This window comes from Staphylococcus chromogenes (assembly GCF_029024625.1).
Lineage (GTDB): Bacteria > Bacillota > Bacilli > Staphylococcales > Staphylococcaceae > Staphylococcus > Staphylococcus chromogenes.
On sequence record NZ_CP118953.1, the window covers coordinates 732005 to 750390 of the forward strand.

Annotated in this window: 22 protein-coding genes and 1 riboswitch; of the genes, 18 read left to right on the top strand and 4 right to left on the bottom strand. The window is 36.1% G+C overall.

The annotated features are described in order from the left end of the window. Positions 1–153 precede the first annotated feature (153 nt). From PYW36_RS03415 to fabZ, 4 genes are all read left to right on the top strand, one after another. The gene (locus tag PYW36_RS03415; RefSeq protein ID WP_037576621.1) at positions 154–387 is read left to right on the top strand and encodes a DUF1146 family protein; all 234 of its coding nucleotides are present in this window, start codon (positions 154–156) and stop codon (positions 385–387) included. An 82-nt stretch (positions 388–469) separates the two neighbouring features. Beyond that, positions 470–1741, top strand: a complete 1272-nt coding sequence (gene murA / locus PYW36_RS03420; protein WP_037576624.1) for a UDP-N-acetylglucosamine 1-carboxyvinyltransferase — start codon at positions 470–472, stop codon at positions 1739–1741. Beyond that, the gene (locus PYW36_RS03425) at positions 1728–1931 is read left to right on the top strand and encodes a DNA-directed RNA polymerase subunit beta (protein WP_103159248.1); all 204 of its coding nucleotides are present in this window, start codon (positions 1728–1730) and stop codon (positions 1929–1931) included. The genes murA and PYW36_RS03425 overlap by 14 nt, the downstream gene beginning before the upstream one ends. Then, positions 1931–2371, top strand: a complete 441-nt coding sequence (gene fabZ / locus PYW36_RS03430; RefSeq protein ID WP_103159249.1) for a 3-hydroxyacyl-ACP dehydratase FabZ — start codon at positions 1931–1933, stop codon at positions 2369–2371. Before PYW36_RS03425 ends, fabZ begins: the two co-directional genes overlap by 1 nt. 31 nt (positions 2372–2402) lie before the next feature. On the opposite strand, the gene PYW36_RS03435 is transcribed toward fabZ, so the two are convergent. Continuing rightward, a complete protein-coding gene (locus PYW36_RS03435) occupies positions 2403–2843 on the bottom strand; it encodes a YwpF-like family protein (RefSeq protein ID WP_037577213.1) in 441 nt (146 codons plus the stop codon). 189 nt (positions 2844–3032) lie between these two features. On the opposite strand from PYW36_RS03435, the gene PYW36_RS03440 reads away from it, so the two are divergent. From PYW36_RS03440 to yidC, 7 genes are all read left to right on the top strand, one after another. Continuing rightward, a complete protein-coding gene (locus PYW36_RS03440) occupies positions 3033–3350 on the top strand; it encodes a single-stranded DNA-binding protein (protein ID WP_103159250.1) in 318 nt (105 codons plus the stop codon). 469 nt (positions 3351–3819) lie between these two features. Continuing rightward, a complete protein-coding gene (locus PYW36_RS11300) occupies positions 3820–4626 on the top strand; it encodes a LysM peptidoglycan-binding domain-containing protein (protein ID WP_103159251.1) in 807 nt (268 codons plus the stop codon). Between the two features lie 126 nt (positions 4627–4752). After that, positions 4753–4852, top strand: a riboswitch (TPP riboswitch). Positions 4853–4915: 63 nt separating this feature from the next. Beyond that, positions 4916–5596, top strand: a complete 681-nt coding sequence (gene tenA / locus PYW36_RS03455; protein ID WP_103159252.1) for a thiaminase II — start codon at positions 4916–4918, stop codon at positions 5594–5596. Between the two features lies 1 nt (position 5597). Beyond that, positions 5598–6404, top strand: coding sequence for a bifunctional hydroxymethylpyrimidine kinase/phosphomethylpyrimidine kinase (thiD, locus tag PYW36_RS03460; RefSeq protein WP_103159253.1), 807 nt, complete (start codon positions 5598–5600; stop codon positions 6402–6404). 1 nt (position 6405) lies between these two features. After that, positions 6406–7194: a hydroxyethylthiazole kinase gene (gene thiM / locus PYW36_RS03465; protein WP_103159254.1), complete on the top strand. Its 789-nt coding sequence runs from the start codon at positions 6406–6408 to the stop codon at positions 7192–7194. 4 nt (positions 7195–7198) lie between these two features. Next, positions 7199–7837, top strand: a complete 639-nt coding sequence (gene thiE, locus PYW36_RS03470; protein ID WP_103159255.1) for a thiamine phosphate synthase — start codon at positions 7199–7201, stop codon at positions 7835–7837. 88 nt (positions 7838–7925) lie between these two features. After that, positions 7926–8792, top strand: a complete 867-nt coding sequence (yidC, locus tag PYW36_RS03475) for a membrane protein insertase YidC (protein ID WP_103159256.1) — start codon at positions 7926–7928, stop codon at positions 8790–8792. A 51-nt stretch (positions 8793–8843) separates the two neighbouring features. On the opposite strand, the gene PYW36_RS03480 is transcribed toward yidC, so the two are convergent. Both PYW36_RS03480 and cls read right to left on the bottom strand, forming a co-directional pair. After that, positions 8844–9434, bottom strand: coding sequence for an HD domain-containing protein (locus PYW36_RS03480; RefSeq protein WP_103159262.1), 591 nt, complete (start codon positions 9432–9434; stop codon positions 8844–8846). Positions 9435–9481: 47 nt separating this feature from the next. Next, positions 9482–10972 (bottom strand): cardiolipin synthase, encoded by a 1491-nt coding sequence (gene cls, locus PYW36_RS03485; protein WP_037577201.1) that lies wholly within the window; start codon positions 10970–10972, stop codon positions 9482–9484. Between the two features lie 135 nt (positions 10973–11107). Between cls and csoR the strand changes: the two genes are divergently transcribed. From csoR to PYW36_RS03510, 5 genes are all read left to right on the top strand, one after another. Then, positions 11108–11395: a copper-sensing transcriptional repressor CsoR gene (gene csoR, locus PYW36_RS03490; RefSeq protein WP_103159257.1), complete on the top strand. Its 288-nt coding sequence runs from the start codon at positions 11108–11110 to the stop codon at positions 11393–11395. Positions 11396–11407: 12 nt separating this feature from the next. Further along, the gene (gene csoZ, locus PYW36_RS03495) at positions 11408–11632 is read left to right on the top strand and encodes a putative copper chaperone CsoZ (RefSeq protein WP_103159258.1); all 225 of its coding nucleotides are present in this window, start codon (positions 11408–11410) and stop codon (positions 11630–11632) included. A 1-nt stretch (position 11633) separates the two neighbouring features. After that, positions 11634–11837 (top strand): heavy-metal-associated domain-containing protein, encoded by a 204-nt coding sequence (locus PYW36_RS03500; protein WP_103159259.1) that lies wholly within the window; start codon positions 11634–11636, stop codon positions 11835–11837. A 139-nt stretch (positions 11838–11976) separates the two neighbouring features. Continuing rightward, positions 11977–14157, top strand: a complete 2181-nt coding sequence (locus PYW36_RS03505) for a heavy metal translocating P-type ATPase (RefSeq protein ID WP_229717319.1) — start codon at positions 11977–11979, stop codon at positions 14155–14157. Positions 14158–14243: 86 nt separating this feature from the next. Beyond that, positions 14244–14384 carry an Lmo0850 family protein gene (locus tag PYW36_RS03510; RefSeq protein WP_086375151.1) on the top strand — a complete coding sequence of 47 codons (141 nt, stop codon included), beginning with the start codon at positions 14244–14246 and terminating at the stop codon, positions 14382–14384. A 173-nt stretch (positions 14385–14557) separates the two neighbouring features. Here PYW36_RS03510 and PYW36_RS03515 read toward each other — a convergent pair whose 3' ends face one another. After that, positions 14558–15769, bottom strand: a complete 1212-nt coding sequence (locus PYW36_RS03515) for an FtsW/RodA/SpoVE family cell cycle protein (protein WP_037577191.1) — start codon at positions 15767–15769, stop codon at positions 14558–14560. 161 nt (positions 15770–15930) lie between these two features. Between PYW36_RS03515 and PYW36_RS03520 the strand changes: the two genes are divergently transcribed. Then, positions 15931–17004 (top strand): D-alanine--D-alanine ligase, encoded by a 1074-nt coding sequence (locus PYW36_RS03520; protein WP_037577189.1) that lies wholly within the window; start codon positions 15931–15933, stop codon positions 17002–17004. 8 nt (positions 17005–17012) lie between these two features. Next, positions 17013–18377 carry a UDP-N-acetylmuramoyl-tripeptide--D-alanyl-D-alanine ligase gene (locus PYW36_RS03525; protein ID WP_103159261.1) on the top strand — a complete coding sequence of 455 codons (1365 nt, stop codon included), beginning with the start codon at positions 17013–17015 and terminating at the stop codon, positions 18375–18377. The last annotated feature ends 9 nt before the right edge of the window (positions 18378–18386 follow it).

The window sequence follows — 18386 nt, forward strand, 5'->3', positions numbered from 1 at the left end:
ATACAAAACTGACAAAAAGTCGTATGATATTATCTATGTGTATCTTTAAATTTAGATAAAATTTCAATGTCTATTAGGCAGATTAGATTAGGAATTCATACGCAAATCATGTAAAATTGAGTCAGATAATCTAAAAAGGAGCAATAAAATGCAATGGAATATATAGGACAATTCGCAATTGTACATCTTATCATGCATGTGCTCTGTATTTGTATTGCGTACTGGTGTTTAAATGCTGTGCGCTTAGATCAATTTTTTAAAAAAGGCTATGCACGACAAGTTCAAATTGCCATGATATTTGTAGCAATTTTACTGGGAACGAGTGTGAGTAACTTTATTGTTGATTTATTACAATTTTCAACTCAAATACAATACTTATTAAAATAATTGCTTTATATAAGTTTAAGCGTATTGCAAGAAGTTTATAATTAATTATGCAAGTGTGTAAATAGTGGAGGATGTAAATAACATGGATAAAATTATTGTAAAAGGCGGCAATACCCTCAAAGGGGAAGTACAAGTTGAAGGAGCAAAAAATGCGGTTTTACCTATTCTTACAGCGTCATTACTCGCAAGTAAAGGTAAAAGTGAGCTCTTAAATGTGCCCGCTTTAAGCGATGTTGAAACGATAAACAATGTCATCACCGTACTGAATGCTAAAGTTAAATATAATGAAAAAAAACAAGCAGTGACCGTTGATGCGTCAAAAGAGCTCAAAGAGGAAGCACCCTACGAGTATGTGAGTAAAATGCGTGCGAGTATTTTAGTGATGGGCCCTCTTTTAGCACGTCTTGGAAAAGCAAAAGTCGCTTTACCAGGGGGATGTGCAATTGGTTCTAGACCGATCGAACAACATTTAAAAGGATTTGAGGCACTTGGTGCTGAAATACACCAAGAAGCGGGATATATTTATGCCGAAAGTCCTCAAGGATTAATCGGTAATGATATCCATTTAGATTTCCCAAGTGTAGGTGCTACACAAAATATTGTAATGGCAGCTTCATTGGCAAAAGGACGTACTGTCATTGAAAATGTTGCGAGAGAACCAGAAATTGTTGATTTAGCAAACTATATTAACGAAATGGGCGGCGATGTTAAAGGCGCAGGTACAGACACGATTATTATTAATGGTGTGGAAACTTTAACAGGTGTCCAACATTCCATTATTCCAGACAGAATTGAAGCAGGTACATTCATGATTGCAGCAGCGATAACGAGAGGGGACGTCCTCGTAAAAGGGGCTATCCAAGAACATATGACGAGTCTTGTCTATAAATTAGAAGAAATGGGAGTAGAACTTGAATATAAAGAAGAAGGTATTCGAGTGACGGCCCCTGAAAAACTCAACCCTGTTGATATTAAAACTTTACCTCATCCTGGTTTTCCGACTGATATGCAATCACAAATGATGGCATTATTATTAACTGCGGAAGGACATAAAGTCATCACAGAGACTGTGTTCGAAAACCGTTTTATGCATGTAGGTGAGTTTAAACGTATGAACGCGAAAATTTCAGTAGAAGGACGTAGTGCTAAAATCGAAGGGAAAAGCGAGCTTCAAGGTGCACAAGTGAAGGCCACTGATTTACGTGCAGCAGCTGCATTAATTTTAGCAGGATTAGTTGCTGAGGGAGAGACTACAGTGACTGAGTTGCAACATTTAGACCGTGGATATGTTAACTTCCATGGTAAACTCAAAGATTTAGGCGCAGATATTAAACGTATTCATGCAAAAAAATAAGCCTTTAAAACTATGGCATTGGTTGCAACAATCCGTAAGTGTTCAGTTAACATTATTTATAATCGTAGCGGGTCTATGCTTTATTATTGGTTTAATGACAGGTTTTTTAATTAATCATGACAATCTATTAAATGCGTTAAATCCTAAATTTTGGGAACATTTTAAAGAAATAATTGGAGGCAGTTCATAATGGAAACTATTTTCAACTACAATGAAATCAAACAAATTATTCCACACCGTCAACCATTTTTGCTTATTGATAAAGTGGTTGAGTATGAACCTGGACAACGTTGTGTCGGAATCAAACAAGTCTCAGGCAATGAGCCTTTCTTCCAAGGGCATTTTCCAGATTATGCGGTGATGCCGGGTGTCTTAATCACAGAAGCTTTAGCGCAAACTGGTGCCGTTGCCATGCTCAATAGTGAAGAAAATAAAGGCAAACTGGCGTTATTTGCTGGTATTGATAAGTGTCGTTTTAAAAAACAAGTGGTACCAGGAGACACTTTAAAATTAGAGGTCGAAATTACAAAAATAAAAGGTCCAATAGGTAAAGGGAATGCAAAAGCAACAGTTGATGGTCAAGTGGCATGTCAATGTGAACTTACTTTTGCTTTGCAAGATCCACAATAAAAAAAGTTGAGCATCGTTTGCTCAACTTTTTTTATTCTTCATTTCGTTCGTCTTTTAAACGCGGTTTAGATTGCATCATGCGATTAAATGTTTTAATCAGCTCTTCTCCTTGAAGGCCTTCTCCAACTAATTGTTCTAATAAATTCTCGGCATAGACTTGTCTTAAAGTATAAATGTGACATTCGAAAACGATTGAAATAGTTTCTTTCAGTGGGGTAATATGCTTAATAGTTGCATCAAAAAGCGCAGGATCATTTGATGGTCTTGTAATAACGACGCGAATATCTAGTAAAGTTTCGTTTTCCATGAAAGATTGCATTTCTTCTAAATGAATATCAGAAATGACGATTTCCAAAAGCCAACCCGTCCCGCTATTTTCTTTATTAATTATGACACCATCTTTTAGTTCATACTCTGTTACAGTCCCATTTTCAGAAACGATTTGAAATCGTACCGCTTTAAATGTTTTCACTAGACGATCCCCCTAAAAAACTTTCTCAAGTTTACGAAAAATGTTTAATTAACTCCCATTATACCGTAATTCGTAAAAAATTTCTTAAAAGACCTAAAAAAATGAAGAACTCAACCCTCTCTTTTATGCTTTTTCGTGACTTGTCATTTATTTAGCTCAGCATGTAATATAAAGTCACCCAGAAGGGAGGTGCCATTAATAAATCAATTTCAAGTGACAGGGACGATTTCAAAGCCACCCCATTATTTTGACGCATCTGAGACGCCGTTTATTACATTTTCAATTAAAGTAAAAAGGAACTATCACAGCAAAAATGACAAACCGATTTATGATTTTCTTAGTTGTAAAGCATTTGGAGCAACGGCCACGTATATACATGAAACTTGTAAAGAGGAAGACCACGTGGCGATTACAGGACAGATTCAAACGCGACGGTTTGAATATCAAGGCGAGAGACGCTATGCTACAGAACTCGTGGTCTTCCAGTTAGAAAACTTTCCATTATAGACGTTTTTTAAGAAACCCAGTAATAGCCAATCCATACCCAATTAGAATATCCACCTGTGTTTATCCCAAAATCGTTTCAACGAACAATTCCAAACAAATATCATTATGGTCTTCAATATTTCTCATTTATTTCATCTTTTATTTTACATTTACTCCCATTAAAATTGCAGTATTTACAATTGCTCCATATTTCAAAGTAGTAAGACAGATTGTCAAAAGACGAGCCTGTCTTACTGCTCAATACATAGTTTTTTAAGAGGGATATAAAAAAATCAATTGTAAAAAGAGCGTTTTTTCATCCATTTTCCAAAAAACTTACATTTTAAATCACCTTTAAATGACGTTTGTAATATTTTTGTAACAAAAATGCCCGTTTATTTAATGTTGTTGTTACGGGACTGAAAAAGACTGGTGCTATATTATTTGTGAATATAAAAGATATCGATTCCGAATACTGGAGGATTATTAAATGAAAAAATTACTTTTAGCATCAACTACAGTTGGTTTATTAGCGGCTAGTCAATTTGCAACAAATGCAGAAGCAGCACCTCAAACTCAATCACAACTTCAAGAAGGTGTACACATCATTCAATGGGGTGACACTTTAAATAAAATTTCTGAAAAATACGATGTAACAGTTGACCAATTAAAAAAATGGAATAACTTAGAATCAGATGTTATTTATGCTGGAGATAAGTTATACGTGACTAAAGCAGCAGCGGCAGCTCATGGTTATGCAGCTTCTTCTGATTTTATCGTTCCAACTTCTAATAACAATCAAGCTTATACATCTTATAATCATTTTGCATATTCAGTTGAACCTACATCTTACAATCAATCATATACAACAGTAACACCGGCGGCATCTACTTCAAATAATACTTATACAACTTATGAAGCGCCAGTAACGCAAAGTGTTTCAAATGCAAATACTACTGTAACAACAAAGACTACATCTAACTATCAAGCACCACCAACAACAAAAGCAACATCAAATTATCAAGCTCCAACAACTGCAGGTAGTGGATCAGTCTATGAACAATTTATTAATGCAGGCGGATCTGCTGCAATGTGGAATGCAATCGTACTTCCTGAATCTGGCGGAAATCCAAATATTGTAAGCCCTAACGGCTACAGAGGTTTAGGTCAAACAAAAGAAGCATGGGGTACAGGTAGCGTTGCCACTCAAACTCAAGGTATGCTTAACTATGCTAACACGCGATATGGTTCAGTAGAACGTGCGATTCAATTCCGTCAAGCTAACGGTTGGTGGTAAGAGAGATTTTATTATCACTCCAGGCATTGATGTTCACTCAGAAATTAAAGCAATTTCTGAGTGAACGTCAATGCTTTTTTTATTGCTATTCAAGTTAAGATTTGTTAATTTAAAATTAATCACATAAAAGACTACTAGGGGAGCCTTTTGGCTGAGATGAATCGAATTCAGACCCTTTGAACCTGATTGAGTTAATACTCGCGTAGGAAAGTAGCGTAGACATTGAAACCTTTTATCATGACTGGGCTACTTTATTGTAGTCTTTTTTCATTTTGAAAGGAGTTTTTTTATGTTATTTTCTGAAAGTGTAAAACAAGAAGCCTCTCCAATAATTGAAGCGATTTATCACGATGATTTTATTCAAGGAATGATAAGAGGGGATATTTCAAAAGCGGCGATTCAACATTATTTACGTGCAGATGCACGGTATTTATTTGAGTTTGCTAAAATCTATTCGCTTTTAATACCTAAAGTTACTTCAAAAAAAGAAATCCAATTTTTAACTGAACAAATCGAGTTCTCTGCTTCAGGTGAAGTAGAGGCACACCATATTCTCGCAGATTACGTAAAAGTCCCTTATAATGAAATTATTAAAGAAGGTGAGTGGTATCCTTCTGCAGATCATTATATAAAACATATGTATTTCAATGCTTATCATTATGACAATGTCGCTTATACGATTGCTGCGATGGCGCCTTGTCCATACGTGTATCAACAAGTAGCGTTGAAAGCTTTACGTGAAGAAGATTTTGCAAACGACCATCCTTTAAAACCATGGTTTGAATTTTATGCAAAAGGAATGGATGAATTGATGCAACATATTGACCAGTGGCTCAATAAATGTGCGGACAATGCGACTGAAGAGGAAAAAAACCGATTAAAACGTAATTTTTTAGAAAGTACAGTTCATGAAAAACAATTTTTTAATATGTCTTATCATCAAGAAACTTGGGAATTTGGAGGAAGATAACATGAAATCCCTAAATATTGCTTTAACGATTGCAGGTACAGACCCTTCTGGAGGGGCAGGCGTGATGGCTGATTTAAAATCGTTTCATGCCTGTGGCGTCTATGGTATGACTACGATTACGAGTATCGTGGCTCAAAATTCACTGGGCGTACAACATATTCATCATTTAGAACCTTCTTGGTTAGAAGAACAACTTGAAAGTGTCTATTCCGATGAACTACCTCAGGCACTAAAAACGGGAATGATTCCGACACCAGAGATGATGGACATTGTTGCACGATATGTAAAAAAACAAACGATTCCCTATGTGATTGATCCTGTAATGGTGGCTAAAAGTGGAGACTCATTAATGGAAGAGAGTGTACGACAATCATTGAAGGATGTTCTATTGCCACTAGCCGATATTGCCACACCCAATATTCCAGAGGCTGAAGAAATTACAAAGATGACGATTCAAACAGAAGCCGACATCAAGAAAGCGGGACACTTTTTCTTAAATGAAATTGGAACGAAAGGTGTTATCCTTAAAGGAGGACATCTTGAAGGCGAGGCATGCGATTATTTATTTACTAAAGAAGACATGCATACCTTCTCAAGTCCACGTTTTAATACGTTACACACCCATGGGACAGGATGTACTTTTTCAGCAGTCATCACAGCGGAACTTGCGAAAGGTAAATCTGTTTTTGACGCAGTGGCGAAAGCAAAAAAATTTATTTCACTAGCGATAAAAGAAACTCCTGAAATAGGACAAGGCCGAGGCCCGGTCAATCATTTCGCCTATCAACAAGAGAAAGGTTGGGATTAAAATGGGTCAATTAACGCAAGTGCGTCATACACAACCCCTCGTTGTATGTTATACCAATGACGTTGTAAAAAACTTTACAGCGAACGGTTTACTCAGTTTAGGTGCAAGTCCTGCAATGAGTGAAGCCCCAGAAGAAGCTAAAGACTTTTTTAAAGCCACCCAAGCGTTATTAATTAATATTGGAACTTTAACGAGACAAACGGGTGCCGACATGCTTGAAATAGCGAAACAAGCGAACGACCAAGGGGTGCCAATTGTATTTGACCCTGTAGCTGTAGGGGCGTCACAGTTCAGAAAAGATTTCTGTCGTCAGTTTTTATCACAAGTGAAAGTAGATGTGATAAAAGGAAACGGGTCTGAAATTTTAGCATTAATTGATGAAACAGCGACAATGAAAGGAACAGATAGTTCAACAGACATTGACATTGTATCAATAGCGAAACAAGCTTATGATCATTTTCAAACCGCGATTGTGCTCACAGGTGAACAAGATGTGATTGTTCAAGAGGGAAAGGTTGTCGTACTAGACAATGGTTCACAGCTCCTTACTAAAATAACAGGAGCAGGATGCTTGCTTGGAGCGGTAGTTGCATCGTTTTTATTACGTCAACAAGTGCCTAATATAGATGTTTTAATTGAAGCGGTTTCCACGTACAACATTGCAGCAGAACATGCAGAATTAAGTGAAAGCGCAATGCTTCCGGGAACTTTTCTCGTTGCATTTATAGATGCCTTACATCAAATTGACGAAGCGACGGTGCATCAAGAATTAAAAATAGAGAAGAGATGAAAACATGAAATTCCAACGTAAACAACTACAAGTATATTTTATTGCAGGGACACAAGATGTGAAAAAAGGGTCTCTTGAAGAGATATTAGAAAAAGCATTAGCAGCAGGGATTACAATGTTCCAATTTCGAGAAAAAGGGCCTTCATCGTTAAGTGGAGAAGCTAAAGAAAGAAAAGCACGTTCGCTCATGGCCTTATGTCGACAGTATCATGTCCCTTTTATTGTCAATGATGATGTTGCACTCGCTATAAAAATTGGAGCGGATGGGATTCATGTTGGACAAGATGATGCTAAAATTGAGACGTTTATTGATCAAAGCAAAGATAAAATTATAGGGTTAAGTATTAGTAATTTTAAAGAGTATGATCAGTCCGATTTAACACATGTCGATTACATTGGAGTAGGACCAGTGTATCATACGTCTTCTAAGACGGACGCCAAGCAGCCAGGTGGGGTGGAAATGATACGTCGCCTACGCGAATATGATGAAATGATTCCTATCGTAGCCATAGGTGGAATCACAGAAGAAAACGTCGCTTCTTTGAAAAAGAATGGGGCAGATGGTGTTGCGACAATTTCATCTATTACACACAGTTCAAATATTGAAAAAACTGTGTCACGATATTTAAAGTATTTCAATTAAATTCGCTTTTATTCTGGTTTATGTTTCCACACTAAGAAGATGTGTGATAAAATAACATTTATGTGAATATATCTTTAGAGGTGGAAAAATGAAGAACAAAGCGCTACTGGCGACACTACTTGGGGTCGTCCTGTTATTAGCTGGGTGTGATTATAGTAAGCCTGAAAACCGTACAGGCTTTTTCTACAACACGTTTGTTTCTCCAATGGATCATTTAATTCATTGGTTAGGTGACCATTTAAATAATAATTATGGCCTAGCAATTATCATCATCGTGTTAGTAGTACGTATTGTATTATTACCGTTCATGTTATCAAATTACAAAAACATGCACATGATGCGTGAAAAAATGAAGATTGCAAAACCTGAAATTACAGAAGCACAAGAAAAAGTAAAACGTGCGCGTACGCAAGAAGATAAAATGGCTGCGAACCAAGAGATGATGCAAGTTTACAAAAAATATGATATGAATCCAGTTGCAAGTATGTTAGGGTGTTTACCGCTTATTTTGCAAATGCCGATTATCATGGCTTTATTCTTTGTCTTAAAATATCCGACAGGTGGGGGTATCACAGAGTACTCAGACTTTTTGTGGTTCCAACTCGATAAGCCAGATATTTGGATTACGATTATCGCGGGTATTTTATATTTTATTCAAGCCTATGTCTCAAGTATGCACATGCCACCTGAGCAAAAGCAAATGGCTGTCATGATGATGATTATCTCACCAATTATGATTGTGTGGATTTCATTTAGTTCAGCAGCCGCATTAGGTTTGTACTGGTCAGTATCTGCCGCATTCTTAGTGGTTCAAACCTACGTTGCCAACGTCGTTTATGGTAAAAAAGCCAAAGCTGAAGTTGAACCAATGATTAAAAAGTTTGAACAAGAAAAGAAAGCCAGCAACAAATCAGGTAAAAATACTCAAGTAGTTTCTAAGAAAAAGAAAAAATAATTAAAATAAAGAACCGACTTTCTTCAAAATTGAAAGTCGGTTCTTTATTTTTTATTCTACCCACTCTTTAAAAAATTGGGACAAAAATTGTTTTAAAAACGTGTGGCGTTCTTGGGCTATGGCCTTTGCTTTTGGTGTGTTCATCAAATCTTTTAATTTTAACAATTTTTCATAAAAATGTTTAATTGCAGAAGGGGGTAACGTCGTAATGTCTATATGATTCAACGCACTCTCTGACACATTACCGGTCCACATAGGTTCATTAAAGTGACCGGCAAATTGAAATGTTCTTGCTATGCCAATAGCACCTAATGCATCAAGGCGATCGGCATCTTGGACGATTTGTCCTTCAATTGTGGATAGTGTTTGTGATTTTCGAAAGCTCATATGGTCAATAATATATAAGATATGTTGTTGGTCTTGAGATGAGACTTGAATGTTGGTTAAGAAGGATAAAAGTTCTGTCCTTGCATTTGATTCTGTAAGTTTATCATCGATGGTATCGTGAAGTAAGGCGGCCATCTCAATGACAAAAATATTGGCTTCTGGATAGTCTTGAGCGATCAATTTTGCCATCGCGACGACACGACGAATATGCGCAATGTCATGACCTGTGACATCGGCTTGATGAAAATGTTCCATATAATTTTTAGCTTTAACGAGCTGTTCTTTCAAAATTTCACACCCTCTTACAATATTGGCGAGAGCAACTGGCTAATCGATTCTTTAAATTTTATCCATAAACTGCGCTCTGCATACCGTTCTTTTGTTAATTCAGTACATACTTTTAAATCTTCTTCAAAGCTCTCACGGACTTGTTTAGCAATATTTTTATCATAAACGAATGCGTTCACTTCGAAATTGAGGGCAAAACTACGATTGTCCATATTTGTGGTGCCGACACTCGTAATCTCATCATCAATAGTTAAAGTTTTTGCATGTAAAAAGCCATCTTCATAAAGATACACTTTTGCGCCCACATCTAGCAATGTTGCGGCATTTTTATATGTTGCCCAATAAACGAAGGGATGATCAGGTTTACAAGGAATCATCAAATGGACATTAACGCCACCGAGCGCGGCAATTTGTAAGGCATCAATAAAAGATTGATCAGGAACAAAATAAGGAGTCTGGATATAAATATCTTTTTTAGCCATATTAATCATTTTTAAATAGCCATACTTAATTTGCTCCCAAAATTCATCTGGACCACTTGAAGCAATTTGAACGCCGACATTTTCTGTGTTCCCTATTTCAACCTTAGGAAAGTATTTAGGCTGATTTTCAATATCATGTCTAGAAGATTGTGAATTCCAATCTAAAATAAAGCGTAGTTGAAGCGCATGAACGGCGGCGCCTTCTATTCTTAAATGGGTATCTCGCCATGGGCCAAACTTTTTAGATAATCCTAGATATTCATTGCCGACGTTAAATCCTCCAACATAACCAATTTTGCCATCGATGACGACAATTTTTCGGTGATTTCGATTATTCATACGAAAATTAATCAATGGCAATTTAGAAGGAAAAAAGGCTTCCGCAAGACCTCCTTTACGTTTGAAATCTTTTAAATCTCGTAATGACAAACTTTTAGAGCCGATATCATCATATAACATTTTGACTTCCAAACCTTCATCGAGCTTTTCTTCAAGTAAGTCAATAATACTTTTACCGAGAGTATCTTTTCGAAAAATGTAATATTGAATGTGTATATATTTTTTAGCATTCTTGATATCTTCTTTTAAACGATTAAACTTTTCGTTACCCTCGAGCAACACCTCAATATTATTTTGATTCGTATAGAAAGCCGCATTATTATACAATAAAGCACGAATCATACGTTTATATTGTTTAATATGAGGGTTATCTGGATCAAAATTATCCTTCTTAAGTGCAACTAACTGTTGGTTTACTAATTGATTTAATCCTTTTTGATCCTTTTCAGATATTTTAAATATAGATTTTCTTTGAATTTGGCGTCCGAATAATAAATATAAAATAAACCCTATAATTGGGAATAAAGATAAAACTAAAATCCACGCCCAAATTGAACCGGCACTACGACGTTCCATAAAGATAATGGTAAAAACGAAGGAAATATTTAATATAAATAATCCTAATAATACGTAATTAATCCAAACATCGCCATCAATGACTGTGGCGTTGCTTAATTCCACCATTTTAGAACCCTCCTTATAAATACGAATTTATGCAATTATATCATTTATTTATGCATTTTAGAAAAAATTAACGCCTTGACTTATACCCTGTATAGGTATATTATGAAAGTGCAATCATTCAATGGAGGTGTAGCCATGGAAGAACATGCACATCATTCAACAGAAATTAAAAAAAATTTGACTTCACGTTTAAATCGAATTGAAGGTCAAGTGAGAGCGATTAATCGTATGATTGATGAAAATGTTTATTGTGATGATGTATTAACACAAATAAGAGCTACGCGCTCAGCCCTCAACAGTGTAGCAACAAAATTGTTAGACTATCATATGAAAGGGTGTATTACTCGAAAAATTGAAGCGGGTAAAGAAACTGAAGCTATGGAAGAGTTGTTAGTGACTTTCCAAAAATTAATGAAAGATTAGTGGGAGGCCATCATGCAAAAGAGTATAGTTTACGTAGAGGGAATTCATTCAACAGAACGTAAAGAGAGTGTGGCGCAACGTTTACATCAAATGATAGGTGTTAAGGATATAAGTATCGATACAGAGCAACAATCGATTACAATTCAATATGAGACACCTTCCAATTTAAATACGTTAGAAAAAGAAATTTACGATGCCGGTATTACGGTGATTCGTACAGAAAAAGGAGAAATGTAAAATGGCTAAACATACTATTAATGTTGAAGGAATGACATGCAACCATTGTAAAGAAGCGGTGGAATCAGCGGTTAAAGAAAATAAAGAGGTACTTTCTGTTGTGGCGACACCTGATGAAGATCATGTCATTGTAGAATTAATGGATGATGGCGCATTACATGATGTCAAACAATGTATTTATGATGCAGGTTACGAAGTAAAATAGGACAACTTGTCACTGAGTGAAGTTTTATGATAATTAGAGTACAGAGCGGGGGAGGGCGCACGTTTATATAAATAAGTGTGCTTGGCCCTCTCATTTTTAAATTTTATTATACCCCTTATGGGTATGGGAGGTCGTCTTGATGAAAGAAGAGACATACCAAATTTCTGGCATGCATTGTGCGGCTTGTGCAACACGAATTGAACGTATTTTGAACAGGGAAGAAGCTATAGAGGAAGCGACTGTGAATTTAGTCATGGAAAAGGCAACGGTTAAATATGACCCTAGTCAAATCAATCAGGAAACTATATTTCAAAAAGTATCTCAAATTGGGTTTGAAGCCCATGAAATACAAGACAATGCGTCAACTGAGCAACAAAGTCAAAAAGAATTAAAAAAACAAAAATATAAATTCCTTATTTCTGCGTTACTTGCTTTACCGTTACTTTATACTATGTTTGCCCATTTCTCATTTTTAAATTTTGTACCTGTACCGAAACTGTTGATGAATCCATGGTTTCAACTCATTCTTGCAACACCCATTCAATTTATACTAGGCGCCCAATTTTATATTGGTGCATGGCAAGCGTTAAAAAATAAAAGTGCGAACATGGATGTACTTGTGGCAATGGGAACATCAGCTGCCTACTTTTATAGTATCTATTTAATGGTGATTCATAGTGGCCATGAAGGGCATATTCCACTTTATTTTGAAACAAGTGCTGTATTAATTACGCTTATTTTGCTTGGAAAGTACTTTGAGAAACGAGCAAAAGGACATGCGAGTGATGCGATTAAAAAATTAGCAGCATTGCAAGTAAAAGATGCCATTGTTGTACGCAACGGGGAGCAAGTTAAAATGCCCATTGAACAAGTTCGTGTAGGTGATGTCATTTGTGTGAAAAGTGGCGCCTATATTCCACTTGATGCAGAAGTAATTGAAGGTTTTACAACCGTTAATGAATCTATGATTACGGGAGAAAGTATTCCTGTAGAAAAACAAACAGGAGATGCACTGATTGGGAGCACATTAAATGAAACAAACTTCATTAAAGCACGTGTCACTCATGTTGGTGAAGATCTTGTATTAAATCAAATTATAAAAGTGGTTGAAGAAGCGCAAACGAAAAAGCCACACATCCAAAGATTAGCGGACAAAATTTCAAATATTTTTGTGCCGACTGTCGTTTTAATTGCCCTTTTTGCTTTTCTGTTGTGGTTCTTTATTTTGATGCCCTTTGATTTTACACATGCATTAGAAATTTTTATTTCGGTGATTGTTATTGCATGTCCATGTGCATTAGGCTTAGCTACACCTACATCAATAATGGTAGGTTCAGGAAGAGCAGCTGAAGCAGGGATATTATTTAAATCAGCTGAAAGCCTCGAACAAACCCGTCAAATTGACACGATTGTTTTTGACAAAACAGGCACACTCACTACAGGTACGCCTGAAGTCATTGGCGTAGTCGAATTTGAAAAAGTGTCTCCAATCGAGACCTTTATAAAAAGTTTGGAAGCACAATCTGAACATCCACTTTCTAAAGCACTTGTGAATTATTTTGAAGATACGCCCTACGTGACTGTCGATGATTATGAAACACACATTGGCAATGGCATATCAGGCCATATCCAAAATAATCATATAAAAATTGGCTCGATTGCTTATTTGTCCTCAACATCTCAAGTTACAGCATCGATGAAAGCGCAACAAAACATGTGGGAATCACAGGGGGCCACAGTCATTGGTGTCGAAGTGAATCAAGCACTTGTGATGATGATAGCCTTGCGTGATGAACCTAAAGAACGCGTGAAAGAAACGATTCAACAACTAAGAAAGAAATACGACGTAGTCCTATTAAGTGGCGATAGTGAGAAGACAGTCAAAGCTATTGCGGACGAATTAGGTATCTCACATCTATATGCTGAGGTTAAACCTGAACAAAAAGCAAAAATTGTTCAAGATATCCAACAACAAGGCAAGAAAGTGATGATGGTGGGCGACGGGATTAATGATGCCCCGTCTCTAACACAAAGTGATATCGGAATTGCAATGGGTTCTGGTACTGATATTGCAATTGAATCTGCTGACGTTGCTTTAGTGCATAATCACATTTCACAAATCCCAGAAGTGTTAAAAATGAGCGAATTAACAATACGAAATATCAAACAAAACTTATTTTTTGCATTTTGTTATAACATCGTAGGGATTCCAATAGCAGCTTTAGGATTTTTAGCCCCTTGGGTGGCAGGTGCTGCGATGGCATTCAGTTCTGTATCTGTCGTATTAAACGCTTTACGACTTAAGCATATTCATAAATAAAAATGAAAAAAATTAAATTTTATGTAGTCACAAGTAGTAAAGTAGGGTATGATTAGAGAGAAGTTAGACATATGCGGGGTGATAATATGGCAAAACAGAATGAACGCATTCAAAACGTGGTCCATATGTTATCATCAATTGGGGTTAAAGTTAAAAAAACAAAATCACGATTGGACATTATGCGATCACTACCCAATGCAAAACCTGCAACAGAGAAACTGAAATAGCATTTTAATTTTACGCTATTTGTAAACACATGAGTTAATATATTAAATTGAAAACCACACACTAAGTACAAACGAAGTGTGTGGTTTTTAAATGGTAGTCTAACAAAATAGAGAGGATAGCGTGTTCCATATGCTATCTTCTCTTATTTTGATTATAAGAAGTTAAATTTGAATTATTTATATTTCGTAGAAGATTCATGGGTACTAAGCTCATCATACTTTTTAGGAGCGTGGTAACGCATACTTAAAAGAATACCAATACCTGCCATTAAGCTCCATAAAGAACTTCCGCCATAACTAATGAAAGGTAACGGAATCCCTGTAATTGGCAATAATTGAATCGTCATACCGATATTTTGAACAATATGGAATAACAATAAGCTCACATAACCTATAATAAATGATTTGTTAAATAAGTCCTCTGTTTGAGAAGCGCGCTTAAGTAGATGCATTAACAATAGTAAATAAATAACGATAAGGACGACAGCCCCAATAAATCCAAATTCTTCTCCGATTACTGAAAAAATAAAGTCTGTATGGTTTTCAGGGATATACACTTCACCTTGATTAAACCCTTTACCAATGAGTTGACCTGATCCTATTGCTTTCATAGATTCAGTTAAGTGAAAGCCATCCCCAGAACTATAAGTGTAGGGGTCGAGCCATGAATTAATACGTCCGAGTTGATACGTTTTAATCCCTGCTAAATTTTCAATGAGACTCGGTTTAAATAAAATAGATAATATCACGCTTGCAGCTAAAAAGATAAACGCCCCAAATAACGGAGTTAAAATCTTCCAAGAAACGCCGCTGACGATAATAATCCCCGCGATAATCGCCATAATAACGAGCGTTGTGCCCAAGTCATTTTGTAATAAAATGAGAAGGACAGGAAGAATTGTGACGCCAATGATTTTTAGGATTAACATAAAATCGGTTTCTATAGATTTATTAAATGTAAATCTATTATGTTGAGCAACTACCTTTGAAATGGCTAAAATAAGCACAATTTTCATGAATTCAGAAGGCTGAATACTAATTGGCCCGAAGCGGTACCAACTTTTGGCACCATTAATAATTGGAGTGATTGCTGTTTCGGGTAATAAAATTAATCCAATCAAAAGGACAATGAAAATAAAATAGATAGCAAAGGTATATTTTCGGATTTTTTTTGGTGAGACAATCATAATAAGAAACGCAAGAACAGCACCTAATATGTAATAAAAAATTTGTCTAATCCCAAAATCCATACTATATTGACCGCCGCCCATCGCAGAGTGTATCGTCATCACACTAATGACACAAAGGATAAGTATCAATGTGATGAGTTTCCAATCTAAGCGGTGTCGTAAAGATTTATGGGTATGTTGACGAGATGAAGCCATAGTAATCTCCTTTACGAAAAAATATCATATTATATCTATTATGATTGTACAGAACTTCGCACTATTTTGCGAATATGAGTTGCTATTCCTTTGAAAATACATGCATTTCGTAATGCTCTCATGGTAATATGGAGTTTAGAATAAGATTTGGAGGCGGACTTATGTCAAAAGAAGCGTTATGTATTATATACGGCGGTAAAAGTGCCGAACATGATGTATCAATTTTAACTGCTCAAAATGTGTTAAATGCCATTGACAAAGAGCAGTATCATATTGACATTATATATATCACTAATGATGGAGTATGGAGAAAAAAAGAAAATATTTCAGATCAAATCAATGACATTCATGTGTTGCATTTAGATCAATCTCACGAAGGTGAAATTTCAACGATGTTAACACAAAGTAGCCAAGGCGGTCGCTATGACGCCGTATTTCCATTGCTACACGGACCAAATGGTGAAGATGGCACAATTCAAGGCTTATTTGAAGTCCTAGATATTCCTTATGTGGGTAATGGTGTGTTGGCGGCATCTAGTTCTATGGATAAATTAGTCATGAAACAATTATTTGCACAGCGCGGTTTACCTCAGCTCCCATACGTAAGCTTTTTACGTAGTGAGTATGAGAAATATCAACACAATATATTGAAACTTGTTCATGATAAACTTGAATTCCCTGTTTTTGTAAAGCCGGCGAATTTAGGTTCTAGTGTTGGAATCAGTAAATGTGAAAATGAAGAGGAATTGATTCAGGGGATAGAAGAGGCCTTTTTATATGACCGTAAACTTGTCATTGAACAAGGCGTTAATGCAAGAGAAATTGAAGTCGCGGTCTTAGGGAATGATTATCCTGAAACAACATGGCCAGGCGAAGTAATTAAAGATGTGGCTTTTTATGATTATAAATCGAAATATAAAGATGGAAAAGTACAACTGTCTATTCCTGCTGACTTAGATGAAGAAGTTCAAATGACATTGAGAAATATGGCAGTGGAAGCCTTTAAAGCTACAGACTGTTCAGGATTATTGCGTGCAGACTTCTTTGTGACAGAAGATGACCAAATTTATATTAATGAAACGAATGCGATGCCTGGATTTACAGCATATAGTATGTATCCAAAACTTTGGGAAAATATGGGGCTTCCGTATGCTGAGTTGATTACTAAATTAATTACACTCGCCAAAGAACGTCATCAAGAAAAGCAGAAAAACAAATATAAAATTGATGAGTAGGTGTCCGCATGATTGAAATTACATTAAACCAAATCAAGCAGTGGATTGATTGTGAAATTGACACTTCTTATTTAGGCCATCCTATTAAAGGTGTTTCTATTGATTCACGCCACATAGAAAAAGGGCAATTATTCGTGCCTTTTGTCGGTGAAAACGTGGATGGGCATCAATTTACAGAACAGGCTTTGAGAGATGGCGCAGGTGCGGCCTTTTTTCAACGAGACAGTCAAATTGAAGTTCCTAATAATGGGCCAGTCATCGTTGTTGAAGACACCTTGGTTGCCCTTCAACAACTTGCAAAGGCCTATATTAAAGAAGTGAATCCAACTGTGATTGCGGTAACGGGGTCTAATGGGAAAACAACTACGAAAGATATGATTGAAAATGTCTTATCTACCAATTATCGTGTGAAAAAGACCCTTGGTAATTATAATAATGAGATCGGCTTACCTCTAACGATTCTTCAATTGGATCATGATACTGAAATCTCAATTTTAGAAATGGGGATGTCAGGTTTTCATGAAATCGAACTACTCTCCAACATTGCTGAACCTGATTATGCTGTGATTACAAATATTGGAGAATCACATATGCAAGATTTAGGTTCGAGAGAAGGCATTGCAAAAGCAAAATTCGAAATTGTATCAGGATTAAAGGAAAAGGGGAAATTGCTATATGACGGTGATGAACCCCTTCTTACACCGCATGTTCAAACTTTGGCAAAGGAACAATGTATTAGTATTGGATTAAATACTTCAAATGATGTTAGTTGTCACATATTGTCTCATGATGATGAGGGCATTACGTTTGAAATCAATAGTAAAAATCAATTCCGCTTGCCAGTGATAGGTGAACATAATATGCGTAATGCAGCGATTGCAATTACGATTGCGCAATTATTAGATGTTGATGAAAAGACAATACAATCTCAACTGAATCATCTGCAATTGACAGGTATGCGCATGCAAAAATTTCAAGCACACAATGGTGCGACCATTATTAACGATGCCTACAATGCGAGTCCGACAAGTATGAAAGCAGCCATTGATACATTAAGTCAAATGGAAGGGCGCAAAATATTGATTTTAGGTGATGTTTTAGAATTGGGAGAGCAATCTAAAATATTACATATGAGTGTAGGACAATACCTAGAAAATAAAAAAATACAAATGTTGTATACTTATGGAGAAGCTGCCCTGGACATCCATGAAAAAGGAAAACGTCATGTGGAAGAAGCAATACATTTTAATGATAAAACAAAAATGACGCGTTATATTGCATCTATATTATCAGCTAGTGATAAGGTGCTTGTGAAAGGATCGCGTGGGATGAAGTTAGAAGAAGTTGTTGATGCGTTAATTGAACAAACATAACTCATTTGT